Annotated in this window: 18 protein-coding genes; 10 read left to right on the forward strand and 8 right to left on the reverse strand. The window is 77.1% G+C overall.

Annotated elements, in window-relative coordinates; all coding sequences use genetic code 11:
• The coding region (locus PSR1_RS12925; RefSeq protein ID WP_059437954.1) for a CxxxxCH/CxxCH domain-containing protein at positions 1 to 1075 on the reverse strand (1075 nt) is incomplete at its 3' end.
• 381 nt (positions 1076 to 1456) lie between these two features.
• On the opposite strand from PSR1_RS12925, the gene PSR1_RS12930 reads away from it, so the two are divergent.
• The 4 genes from PSR1_RS12930 (at position 1457) to PSR1_RS12940 (ending at position 5233) form a co-directional block, all read left to right on the forward strand.
• Complete coding sequence (locus tag PSR1_RS12930) at positions 1457 to 1678, forward strand: hypothetical protein (protein ID WP_059437955.1); 222 nt, start codon at positions 1457 to 1459, stop codon at positions 1676 to 1678.
• 94 nt (positions 1679 to 1772) lie between these two features.
• Positions 1773 to 2987, forward strand: a complete 1215-nt coding sequence (locus tag PSR1_RS12935) for a DUF1015 domain-containing protein (RefSeq protein ID WP_059437956.1) — start codon at positions 1773 to 1775, stop codon at positions 2985 to 2987.
• A 120-nt stretch (positions 2988 to 3107) separates the two neighbouring features.
• A complete protein-coding gene (locus tag PSR1_RS25015; protein ID WP_370539098.1) occupies positions 3108 to 3440 on the forward strand; it encodes a hypothetical protein in 333 nt (110 codons plus the stop codon).
• 62 nt (positions 3441 to 3502) lie between these two features.
• Complete coding sequence (locus PSR1_RS12940; RefSeq protein ID WP_059437957.1) at positions 3503 to 5233, forward strand: HNH endonuclease signature motif containing protein; 1731 nt, start codon at positions 3503 to 3505, stop codon at positions 5231 to 5233.
• Positions 5234 to 5399: 166 nt separating this feature from the next.
• On the opposite strand, the gene PSR1_RS12945 is transcribed toward PSR1_RS12940, so the two are convergent.
• Entirely contained in the window at positions 5400 to 6290 is an 891-nt protein-coding gene (locus tag PSR1_RS12945) for a LysR substrate-binding domain-containing protein (RefSeq protein WP_059437958.1), read from the reverse strand.
• A 110-nt stretch (positions 6291 to 6400) separates the two neighbouring features.
• Here PSR1_RS12945 and PSR1_RS12950 point away from each other — a divergent pair, with 110 nt between their 5' ends.
• Positions 6401 to 6901 carry a tautomerase family protein gene (locus tag PSR1_RS12950; protein WP_152643347.1) on the forward strand — a complete coding sequence of 167 codons (501 nt, stop codon included), beginning with the start codon at positions 6401 to 6403 and terminating at the stop codon, positions 6899 to 6901.
• Here PSR1_RS12950 and PSR1_RS12955 read toward each other — a convergent pair.
• The 3 genes from PSR1_RS12955 to PSR1_RS12965 form a co-directional block, all read right to left on the reverse strand.
• Positions 6861 to 10073 carry an ATP-binding protein gene (locus PSR1_RS12955; protein ID WP_059437959.1) on the reverse strand — a complete coding sequence of 1071 codons (3213 nt, stop codon included), beginning with the start codon at positions 10071 to 10073 and terminating at the stop codon, positions 6861 to 6863. The genes PSR1_RS12950 and PSR1_RS12955 overlap by 41 nt on opposite strands.
• Positions 10066 to 10311 (reverse strand): hypothetical protein, encoded by a 246-nt coding sequence (locus PSR1_RS12960; protein WP_059437960.1) that lies wholly within the window; start codon positions 10309 to 10311, stop codon positions 10066 to 10068. The genes PSR1_RS12955 and PSR1_RS12960 overlap by 8 nt, the downstream gene beginning before the upstream one ends.
• 116 nt (positions 10312 to 10427) lie before the next feature.
• A complete protein-coding gene (locus PSR1_RS12965) occupies positions 10428 to 10787 on the reverse strand; it encodes a response regulator (RefSeq protein ID WP_059437961.1) in 360 nt (119 codons plus the stop codon).
• Positions 10788 to 10906: 119 nt separating this feature from the next.
• Here PSR1_RS12965 and PSR1_RS12970 point away from each other — a divergent pair, with 119 nt between their 5' ends.
• The 3 genes from PSR1_RS12970 to PSR1_RS12980 all read left to right on the forward strand — a co-directional run bounded on the left by PSR1_RS12970 (position 10907) and on the right by PSR1_RS12980 (position 14519).
• Positions 10907 to 11116, forward strand: a complete 210-nt coding sequence (locus PSR1_RS12970) for a hypothetical protein (protein WP_059437962.1) — start codon at positions 10907 to 10909, stop codon at positions 11114 to 11116.
• Positions 11117 to 11299: 183 nt separating this feature from the next.
• Positions 11300 to 12790 carry an ATP-binding cassette domain-containing protein gene (locus PSR1_RS12975; RefSeq protein WP_059437963.1) on the forward strand — a complete coding sequence of 497 codons (1491 nt, stop codon included), beginning with the start codon at positions 11300 to 11302 and terminating at the stop codon, positions 12788 to 12790.
• A gap of 139 nt (positions 12791 to 12929) precedes the next feature.
• Positions 12930 to 14519 (forward strand): aromatic amino acid hydroxylase, encoded by a 1590-nt coding sequence (locus tag PSR1_RS12980; RefSeq protein ID WP_059437964.1) that lies wholly within the window; start codon positions 12930 to 12932, stop codon positions 14517 to 14519.
• 109 nt (positions 14520 to 14628) lie between these two features.
• On the opposite strand, the gene PSR1_RS12985 is transcribed toward PSR1_RS12980, so the two are convergent.
• Positions 14629 to 15156 (reverse strand): hypothetical protein, encoded by a 528-nt coding sequence (locus PSR1_RS12985; RefSeq protein WP_059437965.1) that lies wholly within the window; start codon positions 15154 to 15156, stop codon positions 14629 to 14631.
• 179 nt (positions 15157 to 15335) lie between these two features.
• Here PSR1_RS12985 and PSR1_RS12990 point away from each other — a divergent pair, with 179 nt between their 5' ends.
• Positions 15336 to 15746, forward strand: coding sequence for a VOC family protein (locus tag PSR1_RS12990; RefSeq protein WP_059437966.1), 411 nt, complete (start codon positions 15336 to 15338; stop codon positions 15744 to 15746).
• Positions 15747 to 15761: 15 nt separating this feature from the next.
• On the opposite strand, the gene PSR1_RS12995 is transcribed toward PSR1_RS12990, so the two are convergent.
• Both PSR1_RS12995 and PSR1_RS13000 read right to left on the reverse strand, forming a co-directional pair.
• Positions 15762 to 16715: a zinc-dependent alcohol dehydrogenase family protein gene (locus tag PSR1_RS12995; protein ID WP_059437967.1), complete on the reverse strand. Its 954-nt coding sequence runs from the start codon at positions 16713 to 16715 to the stop codon at positions 15762 to 15764.
• A 77-nt stretch (positions 16716 to 16792) separates the two neighbouring features.
• Positions 16793 to 17875 carry a rhomboid family intramembrane serine protease gene (locus tag PSR1_RS13000; protein ID WP_059437968.1) on the reverse strand — a complete coding sequence of 361 codons (1083 nt, stop codon included), beginning with the start codon at positions 17873 to 17875 and terminating at the stop codon, positions 16793 to 16795.
• A 67-nt stretch (positions 17876 to 17942) separates the two neighbouring features.
• On the opposite strand from PSR1_RS13000, the gene PSR1_RS13005 reads away from it, so the two are divergent.
• Positions 17943 to 18550, forward strand: a 608-nt coding sequence (locus tag PSR1_RS13005) for a PilZ domain-containing protein (RefSeq protein WP_160309025.1), incomplete at its 3' end; no start/stop codon positions are given.

Raw genomic sequence — 18550 nt, forward strand, 5'->3', positions numbered from 1 at the left:
CGCCGTGGCAGTAGGTGGACGCGCAGGTCGTCCCGCTCCAGGCCGGCGCGGCGCCGTCGCGGCGGGCGGCGCTGCCGAAGGTCACCTGCGCGGCGCCGTCGAGGTGGCCGAGGTCGGCGGGCACGGCGTGGCACTCGGCGCACGCGACCGCGCCGGCGATCGCGCCGCCGTCGAGGTGCGCCCGGTGCGCGCCGACGGCGCGGTCGGTGGTGGCCGTCTCGCCCTGCGTGCCGAGCGGCGGCGCGGCGCTGGGCAGGTCGGCGGCGGTGTACGCGGCGACCTTGGTGCCGTGGCAGAACGTGCAGTTCGACTGCCAGGCGGTGCCGCCGTGGCAGCCGTTGCAGGAGACGCCGGAGGTCCCGCCGCCGTAGTCCGCGCCGTGGCAGGCGGTGCAGCTCGAGAGGTCGCGCTTCGCGGCGCGCCCGTGCTGCGCCGGGTCCGCCCAGCCGTCGGGGTGCGCGCGGCTCACGTCCACCAGGCCGTTGAGGTGCAGGCCGCCGGCGAGGTTCAGCGTGCCGTCGGTGTTGACCGTGCCGGGGTGGCAGCTGGCGCAGGCGGTCGCGCCGGCGGCGTGCGACGGCGGCGGCGCGCCGTGGCAGCTCCCGCAGCCGAGCGGGCCGGCGCCGCCCCAGGCCGGCGCGGTGAGGCTCCCGCCCGAGAGCGTCGCGCCGTGGCAGTACACGCCGGAGCAGCTGCCCCCGGCGAACGCCGGCGACGCGCCGCCGGCGCGGGCGAGCGCGCCGAAGGCGAGGTCCACCTGGCCGTTCGAGTGGAGCCGCTGCGTGGGCACCGCGTGGCACTCGGCGCAGGCGATGGGCCCGGACACCGCGGTGGCGTGCAGGTGCGCCTGGTGCGCGCCGACCGCAGGCCCGGTGGCGCTGCCGTGCGCGTCGAGCGGCGGGGCCGCCTGGAGCAGCGCGCTCGCCTCGGAGCGCGTGGCGTCGCCGTGGCAGGTGGTGCAGTCGCCGCCCGCGCCGGCGTCGGCCTCGCCGAGCGTCGGGCGAGCCTGATCGCAGGCGGCGGTGGCGGTGAGGAGGGCGAGCGCGGCGAGCGCCGCGCGGTGGGTCGAGGCCATGGTTCGTCTCCGGGCGGCGGCCCGGGGACCAGGGCCCGGCGCTGGAGCACCGGACCGTGGGCGGGCGGCGGCCATGGCGCCACGTTCGGGGGTGCCGATCGAGCAACCGACGTGCCGGTTCGGCCCGGAAGTCCGGACCCAGCGCTAACCTCCCGGAAACTCCTGACGCGAACGGGTGGGGCAAGGTGCGCGCCCACCGTGTCCCACGCGCAAGGGACGCGGCGGTCGCTTCCTTGCCGCAATCCTTGCGCCCGGCGCCTCGCCCGGCGGCTCGGCAGGGATCGACACGACGGCCGACGGTTCGAAGGTCGCCGGCGCGCGCGGCGCGGACTTCCCCGATACACTCGCCGGATACCAGGAACGGAAGCGGGGAGGGCGCGCGTGACACAGTCCGAAAGGCTGGCCCGCCGTACGGAGCTGCGGGTGGAGATCGCGAAGCACGAGGCGGCGCTCGCCGCGCTCCGCGCCGACGAGGCCCGGCTGCTCGAGGGCTGCGATCACACCTACGCCGACGGCCGGTCGGCCGGGGTGGGCGGCGCGGTCCGCGTCTGCGCCGTCTGCGGCCACGTGCTGAAGCACCGCGACGAGAAGCTGTGGGGGTGAGCCGCCGACCCTGTTAAGACGAGTGGCCCCCGGCGCCCCCGCGCGCCGGACCCCCTTCCACTCGCCGGCGGCCGCCGCGCCGCCCGGAGGTCCGATGGCCACGCTCAGCCCGTTCCGCGCCCTGCGCCCGCCCGCCGCCCTCGCCGCCCAGGTCGCCTCCCCGCCGTACGACGTCGTCTCCACGAAGGAGGCGCGCGCGCTCGCCGCCGGCAACGCCGACAGCTTCCTGCGCGTCTCGCGGCCGGAGATCGACCTGCCCGAGGGCGTGGACGAGCACTCCGATCCCGTCTACGCGAAGGGGCGCGAGAACCTGGAGGAGCTGGTGCGCCGCGGCGTGCTGCGCGCCGACCCCGAGCCGCGCTTCTACGTGTACGCGCAGCGGATGGGCGAGCACCGGCAGACCGGGCTGGTGGCCTGCGCGTCGGTGGACGAGTACGACCGCGACGTCATCAAGAAGCACGAGAAGACGCGCGCCGACAAGGAGGACGACCGCGTCCGCCACATCGACACGCTGTCGGCGCACGACGAGCCGGTGTTCCTCACCTACCGCGCGGTGCCGGACCTCGACGCCGCGATCGAGGAGGTGAAGCGCGCCGCGCCGGAGTACGACCTCGTGACGCCGGACGGCGTCGCCCACCAGCTCTGGGTGGTGCCGCCCGCGCTCGGCGCGCGCATCGAGCAGCTCTTCCGCGGCGTGCCCGCGCTCTACGTGGCCGACGGCCACCACCGCTCCGCCGCCGCCTCGCGCGTCCACGCGGCGCGCCGCGGCCAGCCCGGCGAGCACGGCGGCTTCCTCGCGGTGGTGTTCCCGCACGACCAGATGCAGATCCTCGCCTACAACCGGCTGGTGCGCGATCCGCAGCGCCGCTCGCCCGACGCGCTGCTCGAGGCGCTGCGCCAGGTGCTCGACCTCGAGCCGGCGAAGGACCCGCGCCCCGATCACCCGCTCGCGTTCGGCGTGTACCTCGGCGGCCGCTGGTGGCACGCGCACGTCCGCAAGGGCAGCTTCGACGCCGCGGATCCGGTGAAGGCGCTCGACTGCTCCATCGCCCAGGACCAGCTCCTCGAGCCGCTGTTCGGCATCCGCGACCCGCGCACCTCGAAGGACGTGGACTTCGTGGGCGGCATCCGCGGCCACCAGGAGCTGGAACGCCGGGTGAACGAGGAGGGCTGGTCGCTCGCGCTCCACCTGTTCCCCACGCGCATCGAGCAGCTCATCGCCGTCTCCGACGCCGGCAAGCTCATGCCGCCGAAGAGCACCTGGTTCGAGCCGAAGCTGCGCTCGGGGCTGTTCGTGCACGGGTTCTAGGGGGCGGTGCGCGCGCCGCCGGGCGCCGCCGACGCGCGCTCACCTCCAGGGGTCCTTCCAGGCCACCTCACGTCGCGCACGTCGCGGAGGTCGGCGTCGTACGCGATCATGGAGGCCTCGATGGTGACGCTGTCGTTGCGCCCGGGGCTCTGCTACTTCGAGGGCTTGGGGGTGGAGGTCGATTACGGACAGGCGCTCAAACTGCTCGCGCCTGCCGCTCGGCGGGGCCTGCCGCGTGCCTGCTACCACCTCGGGCGAATCTACGCAGGCGGGCTCGGCGTACTCGGCGGCCGTTGCGGAGGAGAAGGATCTGGAGGGCTGCGAGGAGGAACTCATGTGCCTGCAATCGTCGTGAGCAGGTACGCCGATGCCATGGCGCCGCCGGCCCGGGGCCACCGTCCTCCCGGTCGGCGCCCGGGCGCGCACGCTCGCCACGCCTCTTGCCCCATCTGAGCCGCGAGCCGTGGTCGGCGCCGTGACCGAGAGTGTCAGACTATTGCGCAATGATGCGCGTAATGGACGCCGCGCTCGCCGCCGCTGGATTGGACGCCGCCGCGCTGAAATGCGCGCTGGTAGGCTACGCGTCGCCCCGGGTCGAGCTGCCGCCCTTCACGCCCGCCGAGATCGAGGCCTGGTTCCGCGGGGGCGAGCTCGAGGGGGACCTGGGCGAGCACCTCCTCGTCTGGGCGGCGCGGGTGCGCGGGTGCATCGACGTCGAGCTGGCGGAGGGGCTCGCGGCGCTGAAGCGGGGAGATCGATTGGCGGCGCTGGGCTGCCATTTCGACGACTACGCCCGCGAGGTGCTCGACCTGGGGAAGCGCGCGGCCGAGAACCTGGCGCGGCTGGGCGCAGGGATGGGGGAGCGGCCGCGGCTCCGGGAGGCGCTGCGCTCGGGGCGGGTCCGGCTCCGCGCGGCGGAGACGATCCTGACGGTAGCGGTCGGTGACGCGGAGGCGGCGTGGGTCGAGCGCGCCGGCGTGGAGTCCGTGCGGGGGCTGGAGGCGGCGGCCCGGGCAGCGAGGGTACGGGGCGATGCGTCGGGCGATGCGCGGGGCGCCGCCGTTGGCGAGGGCGAGGACGAGGCGTGGGTCGAGCTGCGCACGCAGCTGCCGCCGGAGGAGCGGCGGGTGCTGGACGAGGCGCTCTCGCTCGCGCGGGAGCTGGAGCCGGGCTCGAGCCGCATCGAGCAGCTCGAGGCCCTGGCGCAGGAGTACCTGGCGGAGCATCCGGGCGATCCGGACGCCGACGACACGCGTCTGCTGGGGCCGGGGTTCCGGGCGCGCGACGACGCGTCGACGGGGCGGCGCTCGACCTCGAGCCTGGGGCCGGACGGCTGGGCGGAGCTCCCGGAGGTCCCTCCCGTGCCCGCGCCGGAGCTCTCGTTCCACGAGACGCTGTCGGCGCAGGAGCTCGACGCGCGCCTGCGGGCGCTGGCGGAGTGCCGCGCGGGATGGGAGCGGCTCATCGGGCGGTGCGGGTACGCGGTGAAGCGGAGCGGCATGCACCGGCTCGCGGGCTACGGCAGCTTCCGCGAGTACGTGGAGGAGCGGCTGGGGTTGCCGGCGCGGGCGGTGGAGCAGCGGGTGGCGCTGGAGGCTCGGCTGGCGGCATCGCCGGCGCTGGAGGACGCGCGGCGGCGGGGCGTCTCCTACGAGAAGCTGCGGGTGCTGGCGCGCCTGCAGGAGCCGGACATCGCGTCCTGGATCCCGCGGGCGCTGGAGGCGACCTGCACCGCCTTGCGCCGCGAGGTGGACGGCGAGCGCGAGGGGCAGCTGCGTGCGCGCGGGAAGCTGGTCGTGACCCTGCCGCGCGGCGTCGGGGTCCTGCTCGCGGCGGCCATCGCCTCGGTCCGGGAGCGGCACGGGCCCGCGCTCTCCACCGGAACGTGCCTGGCGGTCATCGCCTTCCACTTCCTCGTGACCTGGGGCGACGCGCCGGGGCGCTCACCGACGCGCTCGCGGCGCATCCGGGGGCGGGACGAGGGGTGGTGCCAGGTGCCGGGCTGCAGCCGGCATGCGGCGCACGCGCACCACATCGACTTCCGCTCGCACGGCGGCAGCGACGACCCGGAGAACCTGGTGGGCCTCTGCGCGTTCCACCACCTGCGCTGCATCCACGGCGGCTATCTCGCCGTGCTGGGGCACGCGCCGGGGGAGCTGGTGTGGCTGCTGGGCGGAAGGCTCTGGACCGGGCCGCACCGGCGCGGCGCGGACGTGACGGGCCGCGCCGCGGCGGCGGCGTGCTGAACGGGTCACGCGGCGCCGGCCCCGCTCACAGCCCCAGCAGCCGCTCCGCCAGGATGAGCGCGTCGCCGGGGCAGAAGACCGGCGGGCGCGGGCGCCGGACCCGGGGGACGCCCTCCAGCTCGCTCGCGCGGATGGCGAGGAGCTCCTTTCGCCACCAGGGCTTGCCTCACCCGCGATCGCCGGGCCGTCTCTGTGGGACGGCATGGCGGTCCCTGAGCGCCTTCGCGAGCGCATCGGCCAGCGCCGCGGGCGCGGCGCGATCCGAGGTGCGGTGCAGCCACAGGCGGACGGGGGCGAGGCGGGGAAGGCCGAGGCGCCTGCCTGCGGGCCGGAGCGCCGCGGGCGCGCCGAGCGGGGTGCGCGCGGTCGCGCCCAGGCCGGCGGCCGCGGAGGCCCAGAGCACCGAGAGGCTCGGGCTGGTGAGCGCGAGGCGCCAGGGGAGGCCGGCGCCGTCCAGCGCCGCGATCGCCGCCGAGCGGAACGCGCACGGGGGATCGAACAGCACCAGCGGCAGCGGCTCGCCCCGGGCCGGGCGCGGGAGCGCCGCGCTCGCCAGCCACTCCATCGGGAGCTCGCCGAGCAGCGCGGCGCCGGGCACCTCCTCGCCGAACAGCAGCGCGAGGTCCAGGCGGCCGCCGGCGAGCGCCTCGCGCAGCGCGGCGCTCCGCTCGATCACCACCTCGAGGCGAACCCGCGGCCGCGTCCTCGCGAAGCGCGCCAGCTCGCCGGGGAGCCAGCGCTCGGCCACGTCCTGCGGGGCGCCCAGCCGCACCACGCCGGCCTCGGCGTCCTCCTGGAGCGCGGCGTGCGCCTCCTCGTCGAGCTGGAGGAGTCGCCGCGCGTACGAGACCAGCCGCTCGCCGGCGGGCGTCGGGACCAGCCTGCGCCCCTGCTTGCGCAGCAGCGCGCACCCGGCCTGCGCCTCCAGGCGCCGCATCTGCAGGCTCACCGCCGACGGCGTGAGGCCGACGCGCGCGGCGGCGCGGACCAGCCCGCCGGCATCCACCGCGGCGACGAGGGTGTGCAGCAGCGGGAGGTCGAACCGGGGCCAGGGCATGGTTGAGGAATACTCACTCGTCTGATGAAAACATTCAACGGCAGTCACTCGTGAGACCGGATAGTCATCGGGCCCACGCCGGGACCGCCCGGCACCACGAGGAGCTCACCATGCCGTTCGTCTCCATCCGCCTCTCCACGCCCACCGACCTTCCCGTGGGCGACCCGGCCCGGCGCCAGGCGGCGCTCGACGCGCTCGCCGCGCGGGTGGCCGCCCGGGTCTCCGGCTCGACCGCGCGCCTCCTCGGCAAGCGCGAGGACGTCACCTCCGTCGCCGTCTCGTACGTGGAGCCGGGCCGCTGGTTCGTGGGCGGACCGTCGCTGGCCTCCCAGCGGCGGAGCAGCTTCTTCGTGGAGTGCCGCATCACCGACGGCACGAACGACAAGGACGAGAAGGCGGCCTGGGTGCGCGAGGTGTTCGACGCGCTCGGCGAGCTCGTGGGGGAGGCGCACCCGGAGTCGTACGTCCACGTCCACGACGTGCGCGGCGACGCGTACGGCTATGGCGGCGTCACCCAGGAGCGCAGGTACGTGGAGGGCAGGGCGGCGCCGCGGCCGGCCGGTGACCCGGTCACGCCGTCGCCGGCTTCCCGCGCGGCAGGCTCACCGTGAACGTGGAGCCCCGGCCGGGCTCGCTCTCCACCGCGACCGTGCCGCCGTGCGCGCGGACGATCTCGCGGACCACGTAGAGCCCGACGCCCAGGCCGCCCACGCCGGCGGACGGGCAGGCGCGCTCGAAGGCGCGGAAGATCCGCTCCTGGTCGGCCGCGGGGATGCCGGGGCCCTCGTCGTGGACGCGGATGCGCGCGCTGGCGGCGTCGGCCTCGACGCGGACCTCCACCGGCGCGCCGGGCGCGTACTTGAGCGCGTTGCCGACCAGGTTCTCGAGCACCTGGTCGATGCGGCGCCGGTCCCAGGCCCCGACCACCGAGGTCGGCGCCTCCACCCGCAGCGTCACGCCCGCGGCGGCGGCCTCGGCGAGGTGCTGCTCCACCACCTCCCGCACCGCCGCCGAGAGATCCATGGGGGCGACGTCGAGGTGGAAGCGCTTGGTGGAGAGCCGGGTGACGTCGAGCAGGTCGTCCACCAGCGAGGCCAGGCGGTGCACCTGCCCGCGCGCGCCGCCGAAGATCTGCATCAGCTTCTCGTGCGGCATGGCGCGCAGCTCGCCGCGGGCGATGAGCCGCTCCAGCATGGCGATGCGGAGCTGCAGCGGGCCGAGCGGCCCCTTCAGCTCGTGCGAGGCGATGGCGAGGAACTCGTCGCGCGCGCGCACGGCCCGCTCGGCCTCGCCGTAGAGGCGGGCGTTGTCGAGCGCGATGGCGAGCCGGCGCGCCAGCTCCTCGGCGAGCGCCAGCGCCTCGGCGGTGGAGAGGCGGTCCTCGCGCTCCCCGAACAGCGACAGCGTCCCGAGCGGCTCGCCCACGCCGACGAGCGGCAGCGTCAGCTCCACCTGTCCGGGCAGCGCCGCGCGCAGCGGCGCGGGCCAGCCGGCCTGCGCGGCGGGGCGGCTCACCACCGGCCGCCCGGTCTCGAGCGCGCGGGTGATCGACGCGGCGCGGTCGAGCGTGAACCCCGGCGCCGCCAGCGCGGCGCGCCCCTCCTCCTCGCGGCGCGGCTCGGCGTGGGCGAGGCGCACGCGCGGCCCGCCCTCCTGCCGCAGGACCAGCAGCACCGCGTCGGCGAGGTGCGGCAGCGGCAGGCGCACGGCGGTCCGCGCGGTGGCCTCGGCGTCCAGCGAGCCCGCGAGCAGCGCGCTCACCCCGGCCAGGAAGCGCTGGTTCTCGGCGTCGCGCGCGAGCAGGCGCTCCCGGGCGCGGGAGTAGTCGATGCGCCGGCGCAGCTCCTCGGGCGACACGTGCAGCGCGGTCAGGATGTCGGCGTAGGCGGTGGAGATGGCGCGCGCCTCCTCGGGCGTCACCAGCCCGGCGCGGCGTACCGCGGCGTGCGCGGCCGCCGCGCCGATCGCGGCGGCGAGCGCCACCTCGACCTGCGCCTGCAGCTCCGCGACCTGCAGCGCGGACAGCTGCTGGCCGGGGCGCGCGCCGCAGCGCTCGAGGCACGCGTCGGCGAGGGCCTCCGCCTCGGCGGTGGGCACGTAGGCGCCGAGGAGCTCCACGGCGAGCCGCCGCTTCCGCTCCGCGGACGCGAGCGCGGCGGCGCCCTCGATGGCGGCGCCCGCCGGGTGCGCGGACAGCACGTCGATGATGCGCTCGGCCCGCGCGCCTTCCTCCGCGCCGTGCGGCACCACCAGCGAGACCGTGACGAAGGCGAGCACGTTCGCGATGAGCGTCCAGACCACCGCGTGCGTGACGGGATCGGTGTGGATGTCGAACAGGCCCTCCGGGACGAGCGCCTCCACCCCGAGCGGCCCCTGCACGAGCAGGGCCTCCGGGAGCCAGCCGCTGCGCGCCAGGACCGGCACCACCAGCGTGTAGGCCCACACCGCGAAGCCGGTGACGATCCCGGCGATCGCCCCGGCCTTGCTGGCGCCGCGCCAGAACAGGCCGCCGAGCAGGGCGGGCGCGAGCTGCAGCACGGCGGTGAACGAGACCAGGCCGGTGGAGGCGAGCCCGAAGCGCGGCCCGAAGGCGCGCTCGTACCCGAAGGCGAGCGCCAGGACGAGCAGCGCGGCCGCCCAGCGGGCGTGGAGCACGTGCCGCCGTACCCAGCGCAGCGGCGGGAACGCCTCGGCGGCCGGGATCGCCACGTGGTTCGAGAGCATCGTGGCGAGCGCGGTGGTCTCGACGATCACCATGCCGGTGCCGGCGGAGAACCCGCCGAGGAACACGAACCAGCCCAGCGCCGGGTGCCCGGCGTCGAGCGGCAGCGAGAGCACGAACACGTCGGCGCCGCCGGGCGGCGCGCCGGCGGCGAGCGCGCCCAGCGCCAGCGGCAGCACGAACACGTTGATGAGGAGCAGGTACGCCGGGAAGAGCCACATCGCGGTGCGGACGTGGTCCTCGCTCGCGTTCTCGACCACCGCCACGTGGAACTGGCGCGGGAGCAGCAGCGCCGCCATCCCGGAGACCAGCAGGTGCGCGAGCCAGGTCCCGACGCCTGCGTCGCCCAGGAACGCCGGCGCGGCCTCGCCGCCCGGGGCGGAGGAGAACACGTCGGCGAGGCCGCCGCGGAATCCCCACACGAACCAGGCGCCGACCGCCAGGAAGGCGGCGAGCTTCACCACGCTCTCGACCGCCAGCGCCACCACCAGGCCGGGGTGACGCTCGGAGGGCCGCGCCCGGCGCAGGCCGAACACGATCGTGAAGCCGAGCAGGAACGCGAGCAGCGGGAGCCCCAGCCGCTTCCCCGCGCCCGGGTACGCGAGCGACGCGCCGCCCCCGGCGACCAGCCCCAGCGTGGCGATCATCGTCTTCAGCTGGAGCGCGATGTACGGCACCAGGCCGACGACGAGGAGCCCCGTCGCCACCAGCGCCACGGCCTGCGACCGCTCGTAGCGGAGCGCGAGCACGTCGGGGATGCTCGTGACCTGGTAGCGGTCCTTGATCCGGACGAGCTTGCGCACGACCCACCACCACACCGCCGCGCAGAGCGTGGGGCCCAGGTACACGGTGAGGAACAGCAGCCCCCGCCGCGCGGCGAAGCCGACGCTGCCGTAGAACGTCCAGGTGGTCGCGTAGACGCCCAGCGCGAGCGAGTACACGAGGCGGTTCGACGCGACCGACCGCCCGCGCGCCTCGCGCCGCTCGGCCCACGCGGCGATCGCGAAGAGCGCGCCGACGTAGGCGGTCACCACCAGCGCGGGGAGGGCGACCTCACGCATCGGGAGGTCCTCGCGGTCGCCGGGCGCGCAGCGCGCGCGCCATCGCGGCGAGCGCGCCGACGCCGCCGAGCCAGGCGCCGAGCAGATGGGCGTACGCGGGCGCGAGCGGGAGGGGCGGCGTGCGGACGAACGGCCAGGTGACCAGCAGGAGCCCGAGGACCAGGATCAGCACGGCCCAGGCGCGCGCCGGCTCCCGCGCGCCGGACGAGCGCTCCTCGTCGCGCTGGGCCAGCGACACCGGCGCACCTCCTGTCTCGTCGCGCTACGGTGGCGCGGGCGCGCCGGTTTGCCAATGCGCCCTGTGCGTCTCCCGCGCAGGGCTGCCCCCGGACGCACCCGCGGGCGGCGCGGCGCTCACGCGCCGACGCGCTTCAGCACCGCGAGCAGCTCTTCCACGCCGAAGGGCTTCATCAGGACGGCGTCCACGGGGAGGTCTCGCACCCGCGAGACGGAGTGCCCGGTGGTGACCACCAGGCGGATCCCGGCCCAGCGAGGGTCGCCGCGGACCGCCGCCGCGAGCGCGGCGCCGTCCATGCCCGGCATCATCAGGTCGAGCAGGATGACCGCGGGCAGGGGGCCGTGCTCGAGGCGCTCCAGGGCCGCCGCGCCGCTGGGCGCCGGATCGACGGCGTAGCCTTCGGCCTCGAGGCACTCGGCGAGGTTCTCGCGGAGCGCGTCGTTGTCGTCCACCACGAGTACGCGGGGCCCGGTCATGGGACGCTCGACCGCTTCTTAAGCGGGAGCCCCCCGGCGGGGCAAGGGACACGATCCCGGGACAATCCGCCGCGCGCCGCCCCGGAAATAGCCCCGCCCGGTCCTGCGTAAGGAGGGGCATGGCCGCCTTCCTGCTGTGGGTGCTCCTGCTGGTCCTCTGCTGGCCGCTCGCGCTGCTCGCGCTGGTGCTGTACCCGGTGGTCTGGCTGCTCCTGCTGCCGTTCCGGCTGCTCGGGGTGGCGGTGGACGGCGTGCTGGCGCTGCTCCGCGCCATCCTGTTCCTGCCGGCGCGGATCCTGGGCGGCCGCCCGCGCGCGGCCCGGGGCTGAACCCCGGCCCAGTGTCGAGTGTCGCGCCGCGCCCGCTTGCGCTCCCTGTGCGTCCGCGCTAGACAGGCCGCGCACCGCAGCCGCGGTGCGGCGATGGAAACGATCTCCTAGCGAACCGGCCTCACCCGCCACGCCGCCCGGCGCGCGCCCTCGCGCGCGGGCGCTCGCTCCAGGAGCATCGCCATGCCAACCGTCCGCCTCGAGCGGCTCTCCTTCTCGCACGCCGACGCCGCGCCGATCCTCGACGCCGTCGAGCTCGTCTTCCCCTCCGGCTGGACCGCGCTCGTCGGCGAGAACGGCGCCGGCAAGACCACGCTCCTCGAGCTCGTGGCGGGCCGGCGCGCGCCCGACGCGGGCCGGATCCTGCTCGAGCCGGAGCGGGCGCGGGTGGTCCTGTGCCGCCAGGACGTGGACGCGCCCGGGCCCGACGTGCCGGCGCTCGCCGCCCGCGACGACGGCGAGGCGCGACGGCTGCGCGCCGCGCTCCGGCTCGACCCGGACGCGCTCGCACGCTGGCCGACGCTCTCGCCCGGCGAGCGGAAGCGCTGGCAGGTCGGGGCGGCGCTCGCGGCCGAGCCGGACGTGCTGCTCCTCGACGAGCCGACCAACCACGCCGACGCCGAGGCGCGCGCGCTGCTCGCCGGCGCGCTCCGGCGCTTCCGCGGCGCGGGCGTTTTGGTGTCGCACGACCGGGCGCTGCTGGAGGCGCTGGCGGCGCGGACGGTGCGGCTCGGGCGCGGTACGGCGCGGGCGTGGGCGCTCCCCTACGGCGCGGCGCGCTCGGCGTGGGAGGCCGAGGCGCGCTCGGCCTGGGACGCGCGGGCGGCCGCGCAGGAGGAGGGCCGGCGGGTGGAGCGGGCGCTGGCGGACGCGCGGCGCGCGCGGGACGCGGCGGACCGCGCGCGCAGCGGCCGGCACCGCGACCCGAAGGACAGCGACGCACGCACGCTGGGCGCGAAGACGCGCCGCGCCTGGGCCGAGGATCGCCTCGGCGCCGACGTGCGGCGGCTGCGCGCGGCGGCGGGGCGCGCGCGGGAGGACGTGCCGGAGGCGCCGCCGGTGGCGGAGCTGGGCGGGTCGGTGTTCCTCGGCTACGAGCGGTCGCCGCGGCCGGTGCTGCTCGCGCTCGAGGCGGACGAGCTCCGCGCCGGCGAGGCGCCGCTGCTCCGCGACCTGCGGCTGCGGCTCGGGCGCGAGGACCGCGTCTGGCTCTCCGGGCCGAACGGCGCCGGGAAGTCCACGGTGCTCCGGGCGCTGCTCGCCGGCGCGACGCTGCCGCCCGACCGGCTCCTGCACCTGCCCCAGGAGCTGCCGGAGGGCGAGGGACCGCGGCTGCTGCGCGAGCTCGCCGGGCTCGACCCGGCGGTGCGCGGCCGGGTCCTGTCGCTCGTCGCCGCGCTGGGCACCGACCCGGCGCGCCTGCTCGCGTCCGCGGCGCCGTCGCCGGGCGAGGCCCGCAAGCTCTTCCTCGCCATGGGCATGGGGCGGCACGCCTGGGCGCTCGTGCTGGACGAGCCCACCAACCACCTCGACCTCCCCACCGTGGAGCGGCTCGAGGCCGCGCTGGCGGCCTACCCGGGCGCGCTCCTGCTGGTCACGCACGACGAGGCCCTGGCGGCGCGCTGCACCGCGTCGCGCTGGCGCATCGCGTCGGGGCGGGTGGACACCGCGTGAGGGGCGGTGCTTCCGCAGGGCCGGCGATTAGAGGACGGGCGCGCCGGGCGTCCGGGCCGGGGGGCCCGCGCCGGGCAGGCGTGGCCGGTCCGGAGCTTCCGGGCGCCGCGCGCCGTCGCACATTTCCCGTGGAGGCGAGATGGGTCCCACCGAGCGCGCCATCGCCGAGCTGCCGCCGCACCTCCGCCGCTTCGTGGTCGCGCAGGACCACGCCGCGTACACGCCGCGCGACCACGCGGTCTGGCGCCACGTCCTCCGGCGGCTCACCGCGCACCTGGCCACCCGCGCCCACCCCCGCTACCTGGCCGGCCTGGCCGCCACCGGCATCGAGGTGGAGCGCATCCCGAGCCTCGACGAGATGAACCGGAAGCTGTCGCGGGTGGGGTGGTCCGCGGTGGCGGTGCGCGGGTTCATCCCGCCGGCGGTGTTCACCGAGCTGCAGAGCCGGCGGGTGCTGGCCATCGCCGCCGACATCCGCACCCACGAGCACATCGAGTACACGCCTGCGCCCGACATCATCCACGAGAGCGCCGGCCACGCGCCGTTCATCGCCGACCCCACCTACGCCGAGTACCTGCAGCGCGCCGGCGAGGTGGGCTTCCGCGCCATCGCCTCGGCGGAGGACCAGGCGGTGTTCGAGGCCATCCGCAACCTCTCCGTCGTGAAGGAGGACCCGGAGGCGAGCGAGGAGGAGGTGGCGCTGTCCGAGGCGCGGCTCCAGGCGGCCACGGCGAGCGTGCGGTACGCCTCGGAGTCCACGCGCGCGAGCCGGCTCTACTGGTGGACCGCGGAGTACGGGCTGGTGGGCACGCCCGCCGATCCGAAGATCTACGGCGCGGGCCTGCTCTCGTCGATCGGCGAGGCGGTCCACTGCCTCACGCCCGCGGTGCGCAAGCTGCCGCTCGAGCCGGGCTGCGCCGACGTCGCCTACGACATCACCCGCATGCAGCCGCAGCTGTTCGTGGCCCGCGACTTCGACCAGCTCTTCGAGGTGCTGGACGCGTTCGGCGCGGGGCTCTCCTGGAAGCGCGGCGGCGATCACGGGCTGGAGGAGGCGCGCCGCGCACGTACCGTGAACCACCTGGTGCTCTCCGGCGGGCGCGAGCTGACCGGCAAGGTGGCCGAGCGGATCCCGTCGGCCGCTGACATCGCGCCCGGTCTGGCCACGGCGCTGGTGCGGCTGGACGGACCGGTGCTGGTCTCGCGCGAGGGGCGCGGGGAGGGGAAGCCGTGGCCGGGCGAGGTGGTGGTGGCCTTCGGCGACGCGGCGGTGCCCGAGCGGGGGCCGTTCGACCTCTCGCTGCCGGGCGGGCTCGCGCTGCGCGGCTTCGCGGTGGGCGGGGGCGAGGTGGTGGACCTGCGCGCGACGCGCGAGGGGCGGCCGCTCGAGCTGCCGACCTGGGCGCTCCTGTTCGTCTCGCGCGACCTGCGCTCGGTGGCGGGCGGTCCGGCCGATCCCGGCGCCTGGGACCGGTGGTTCGGCGAGCACGGCACGTTCACCGCGGGAGAGGGCGAGGCGCGGGCACGCGCGCGGAAGGCGAAGGCGCTCCCGCCGGCGCTCGCGGCGCTGTACGAGGAGGTCCGGCGGCTGCGGGAGACCGGGCGCGCCACGCGCGAGCGGCTGCTCGCGATCCGCGAGGCCGCGGCCGCGTTCCCCGGGGACTGGCTGCTGCGCACCGAGGTGGACGAGCTGCTCGCCCCGGGCGCCGAGGCGCCCGCGCACGCGTGAGCCGGCGCCTCGTCACGCTCGTGGTTCGACGGGCTCACCACGAGCGGACGCTGGCTCTATGTTCCGCTCGCCCTGAGCCTGTCGAAGGGCGAGGGAGGTCGGGTCGGCGTCAGCGCGCGTGGAGCGCGGCGATGGCCCGGCGCAGGCGCGCCGCGGCGTCCGCGTCGAGCGCGGGGAGCAGGCGCGCCGACCGCTCCGCGATGGCGTCGGCGATGGCCGGCCACTCCTCGTAGAACCAGCCGGAGGACGGCCGCCCGCCCTCGCCGTGCACCCGCTCCATGACCTGGAACAGCACCGCGCGGGCGGCCTCGCAGACCGCGTCTCCCGCGGCGGCGTCGAGCCCCGCGGCGCGCGCGGCGGCCGGGCCGGCGTTCGCGGCGAGCACCCGCGCCTCCAGGTAGCAGAGCGCGAGCGTGTCCGCGGCCGCGTACCAGGGGTCGCCGCGACCGCGGGCCTCGAGCTGGGCGGCGGCCTCCTCGGGCTCGAGCGGCCGCGCCCGGGCTCCCAGCGCCGCGCAGGCCGCCTCCACCGCCGCGGCGCGGTCGGCGCCGGGCCGGAGCTCCAGCAGGAAGTGGCGGCCGGAGGCGTCGGCGCGGCTCTCGCGCACGCCGGGGATCGCGTCGAGTCGCGCCAGCACGGGCGCGAGGGCGGTGCCTCAGCCGAGGCCCGCCACCGGACCTCAACCGTAGCCCGGGGCGCGCAGGACCAGCAGGTCGCTCATGCGCCGCAACGTACCACCGGTCCGCCCCACCTTCGATCGCACAGGTCCGGGCGGTGGGGCGCGCCGAGCACTATGGCGTACGGGGAGGGACGGCGATGGACCTGCTCGTGAACGTGGACGTGGACGACCTGGCGCGCGCGGTCGCGTTCTACACGCAGGCGTTCGGGCTCCGGGTCGGGCGCCGGTTCGGCGGCGCGGCCGCGGAGCTGCTCGGGGCGACGTCGCCGATCTACCTGCTCGAGAACCGCGGCGGCAGCGCCCCGTACCCGGGGGCGGCGACGCCGCGCGACTACGGGCGCCACTGGACGCCGGTGCACCTCGACGTCGCCGTGCCGGCGCTCGAGCCGGCGCTGGCGCGGGCCGAGGCGGCCGGCGCACGGCGCGAGGGCGAGCTCGTGGAGCGCCCGTGGGGCCGGATGGCGCGGCTCGCCGATCCGTTCGGCCACGGCATCTGCCTGCTCGAGTTCCGCGGGCGCGGGTACGACGAGATCGCCGACCCGGCCTGAGCGCGCGCGCCGCGGTCAGCGCCCGACCTCGAGCACGATCTTCCCGCGCCCGTGGCCGCTGTCGAGGCGCCGGTGCGCCTCGGCCACCTGCTCGAGCGGGAGCACCGCGTCCACCAGCGGCTCGAGCTTCCCCTGGTCCACGAGCCGGGCCAGCTCGCGCAGCCGCGCGCCCTCGCGCGCCAGGAAGACGCCGTGCAGCGTGAGGTTGCGGACGTACAGCGGCGTGAGATCGCCCGTCGCCTCGAGGATCGTGGCCAGCCGCCCGAAGGGCCGGGTGAGCGGGAGCGCGGAGAGGAGCGGCGCGCCGCCCACCGTCGAGAACACCGCGTCCACGCCGGCGCCGCCGGTCTCCTCCCGGATCGCGTCGGCGACGTCGTCGCGGTCGTAGTCGAGGCACACGTCCGCCCCGAGCGCGCGCAGGGTGGCCTGGTTCGCCTTGCCGGCGGTGGCGATGACGCGCGCGCCGCACGCCTTGCCGAGCTGGACCGCGAACGACCCGACGCCGCCCGCGCCGCCCTGGACGAGCAGCGACTCGCCGGGTCGCACCTGCAGCCGGCGCACCACCGCCTCGTACGCGGTGCCGCCGGCGAGCGGGATGGCCGCGGCCTGCGCGTGGGTGAGGCGCGCCGGCTTCCGCGCCACGATCGCGGCCGCGACCGTGTTGCGCTCGGCGTAGCTGCCGACCGCGTTGCCGAAGATCTCCGGCGTGTAATAGACCTCGTCGCCCGGCGCGAAGCCCTTCACGCCGGGGCCGACCGCCTCGACCACGCCCGAGGCGTCGTAGCCGATCACCACCGGCGGCGCGAGCCCGGCCCAGCGCCCGTCGTGCCGCAGCTTCGCGTCCACCGGGTTGGTGCCGGAGGCGATCACCCGGACGAGCAGCTCGCCGGGGCCGGGGGAGGGGTCCGGGACCTCGCGGAGCTCGAGGACCTCGGGGCCGCCGAAGCGGGAGAGGACGATGGCGCGCATGCCCCTGTTCTCGCGCGCCCGCGGGGACCGGGCACGCGAAACTCGGGGGTGGGCGCGGGCGCGCACGGGCGCCCGCCTCACCGCTCGAGCGCGGCGGCCTCCGCCGCCAGCCGGCACGCCTCCGCGTCCCCGGCGGCGCAGGCCTCGTCGAGCAGGGCCCGCCCGCGCGCCGGGTCCGCGGGACGCCCGTCGCCGACCACGAGCAGCACGCCCAGCCGCTTGGCCACCGCCGCGAGCGCCTTCCGCGCCTCGTCGCGCGCGGGCCCCCGCGCCGCGGACGCGAGGGGCCGGAGCCGCTCCAGCGCGCCGTCCAGGTCGCCCTCCTGCGCGAGCAGCAGGCCCTCGTAGTACGGCAGGCCGGCGGCGTCGTTGCCGCGGGCGTGCGCGGCGTCGAGCACCGCGCGGGCCCGCGTCCGGTCGCCGTCGCGCAGGGCGGCGTGCAGCGCCTCGAGCTCGTCGCGGTTCGCCGCCCAGCGCGGGTCCGGCCGCAGCGCCAGCGCGATCGCCAGCCCGAGCGCGGCCGCGGGCGGGAGCCAGGCCCGGGCGCGCCGCGGCGGCGGGCGCGAGGCGATCCAGCCGAGCCAGGCGCCGGTGACGAGCCCGCCGGCGTGCGCCCAGCCGTCGATGGGAAGGAACAGCCCCGCCAGCGCGAACGCGACCAGCATGATCCCGTTCAGGATGATGTCGCGCGACGACAGGAACGCGCGCCACGAGCCCACCGCGCGCCGGTAGAGCGCCAGCATGGCCCCGGCCACGCCGAACAGCGCCCCCGAGGCGCCCGCCGACATCGGCATGGCGGCCAGCATCGAGGCGGCGGAGCCGCCCAGCGCGCTCGCCAGGTACACGGCGAGGAAGCGGCGCGTGCCGATGGCCCGCTCGACGAGCGCGCAGAGCGGCACCCCGAACGCGAGGTTCCACACCAGGTGAACGGGCCCGACGTGCAGGAACGCGGCGGTGAGGAGGCGCCAGGGCTCGCCATCCCACACCCGCGCATGATCGAGCGCGCCCAGGCGGGCCAGGAGCGCGGGGTCCGTCGTGGAGCCATGGGCCGCCACCCACCCGAACGCGGCGAGATCCACGGCGGCGAGGGCCACCGTGCCGGGCGCGGCGCGCAGCCTGGCGGCGAGACCGTCCCGAGGTCGTGGGGCGTCCGTGTGCATGCGGCGTGGGAGTGTACCGTGACCCCGGGTTCGTGCGACCGCGCGCGTTCGGATAGCGTCCGGATCGATGAGCGACGCCGACACCATCGTCAACCCGCGCCGCGCGCCCCGCGCCCGCGTCCGCTGTGCGTGCAGGCTGTCCGCGCCGGCCGGCGTGCTCGACGCGGAGACCGAGGACCTCGGCCCGAGCGGCTGCCAGCTCCGCGCGGCGGGCGCGGTGGCAGTCGGCGAGGCGGTGCGGCTCGAGCTCTCGCACCCGCTGCTCGCGGAGGCGGTCGCGGTCGCCGGCCGCGTGGCGTGGGCGAGCGCGCAGGCGCCGTGGAGGCTCGGGGTCGCGTTCGACGCGGCGGAGCTGGAGCGGGCCGGCCGCTGGTACCAGGCGCTGCTCGCGTCCAGCTCCGGCATCGGGCCCGGGCGCCGGCTCCCGGACCGCATCCCGCTCGACGCGACGGTCTGGCTGGGCGCGCCGCCGCGGTTCGTGGCCGATCTCGACCGGCACGAGATCGCCATCCTGCGCGCGGTGGGCGACGGCGCCTCGCTGCGCAGCGTCGCGGCCGCGCTCGGGCCGAGATGGCCGCGCGCGCGGCGCGCGCTGTTCTCGCTGCTCGCGCACCAGCACCTCACGTTCGCGCGCGGCGCCGCGGCGAGGGCGCGGGACTGGGAGCGGACCCTGCT

It is taken from the genome of Anaeromyxobacter sp. PSR-1 (assembly GCF_000964525.1).
Lineage (GTDB): Bacteria > Myxococcota > Myxococcia > Myxococcales > Anaeromyxobacteraceae > Anaeromyxobacter.

Excerpts from the sequence above, each read along its gene's own strand:
- PSR1_RS25015 (WP_370539098.1), top strand. The coding sequence starts at position 3,108 with ATGGTGACGCTGTCGTTGCGCCCGGGGCTCTGCTACTTCGAGGGCTTG.
- PSR1_RS12980 (WP_059437964.1), top strand. The coding sequence starts at position 12,930 with ATGGGTCCCACCGAGCGCGCCATCGCCGAGCTGCCGCCGCACCTCCGC.
- PSR1_RS12935 (WP_059437956.1), top strand. The coding sequence starts at position 1,773 with ATGGCCACGCTCAGCCCGTTCCGCGCCCTGCGCCCGCCCGCCGCCCTC.
- PSR1_RS12995 (WP_059437967.1), bottom strand. The coding sequence starts at position 16,715 with ATGCGCGCCATCGTCCTCTCCCGCTTCGGCGGCCCCGAGGTCCTCGAG.
- PSR1_RS12950 (WP_152643347.1), top strand. The coding sequence starts at position 6,401 with ATGCCGTTCGTCTCCATCCGCCTCTCCACGCCCACCGACCTTCCCGTG.
- PSR1_RS12965 (WP_059437961.1), bottom strand. The coding sequence starts at position 10,787 with ATGACCGGGCCCCGCGTACTCGTGGTGGACGACAACGACGCGCTCCGC.
- PSR1_RS12970 (WP_059437962.1), top strand. The coding sequence starts at position 10,907 with ATGGCCGCCTTCCTGCTGTGGGTGCTCCTGCTGGTCCTCTGCTGGCCG.
- PSR1_RS13000 (WP_059437968.1), bottom strand. The coding sequence starts at position 17,875 with ATGCACACGGACGCCCCACGACCTCGGGACGGTCTCGCCGCCAGGCTG.
- PSR1_RS12975 (WP_059437963.1), top strand. The coding sequence starts at position 11,300 with ATGCCAACCGTCCGCCTCGAGCGGCTCTCCTTCTCGCACGCCGACGCC.
- PSR1_RS12945 (WP_059437958.1), bottom strand. The coding sequence starts at position 6,290 with ATGCCCTGGCCCCGGTTCGACCTCCCGCTGCTGCACACCCTCGTCGCC.
- PSR1_RS12955 (WP_059437959.1), bottom strand. The coding sequence starts at position 10,073 with ATGCGTGAGGTCGCCCTCCCCGCGCTGGTGGTGACCGCCTACGTCGGC.
- PSR1_RS12940 (WP_059437957.1), top strand. The coding sequence starts at position 3,503 with ATGGACGCCGCGCTCGCCGCCGCTGGATTGGACGCCGCCGCGCTGAAA.
- PSR1_RS12990 (WP_059437966.1), top strand. The coding sequence starts at position 15,336 with ATGGACCTGCTCGTGAACGTGGACGTGGACGACCTGGCGCGCGCGGTC.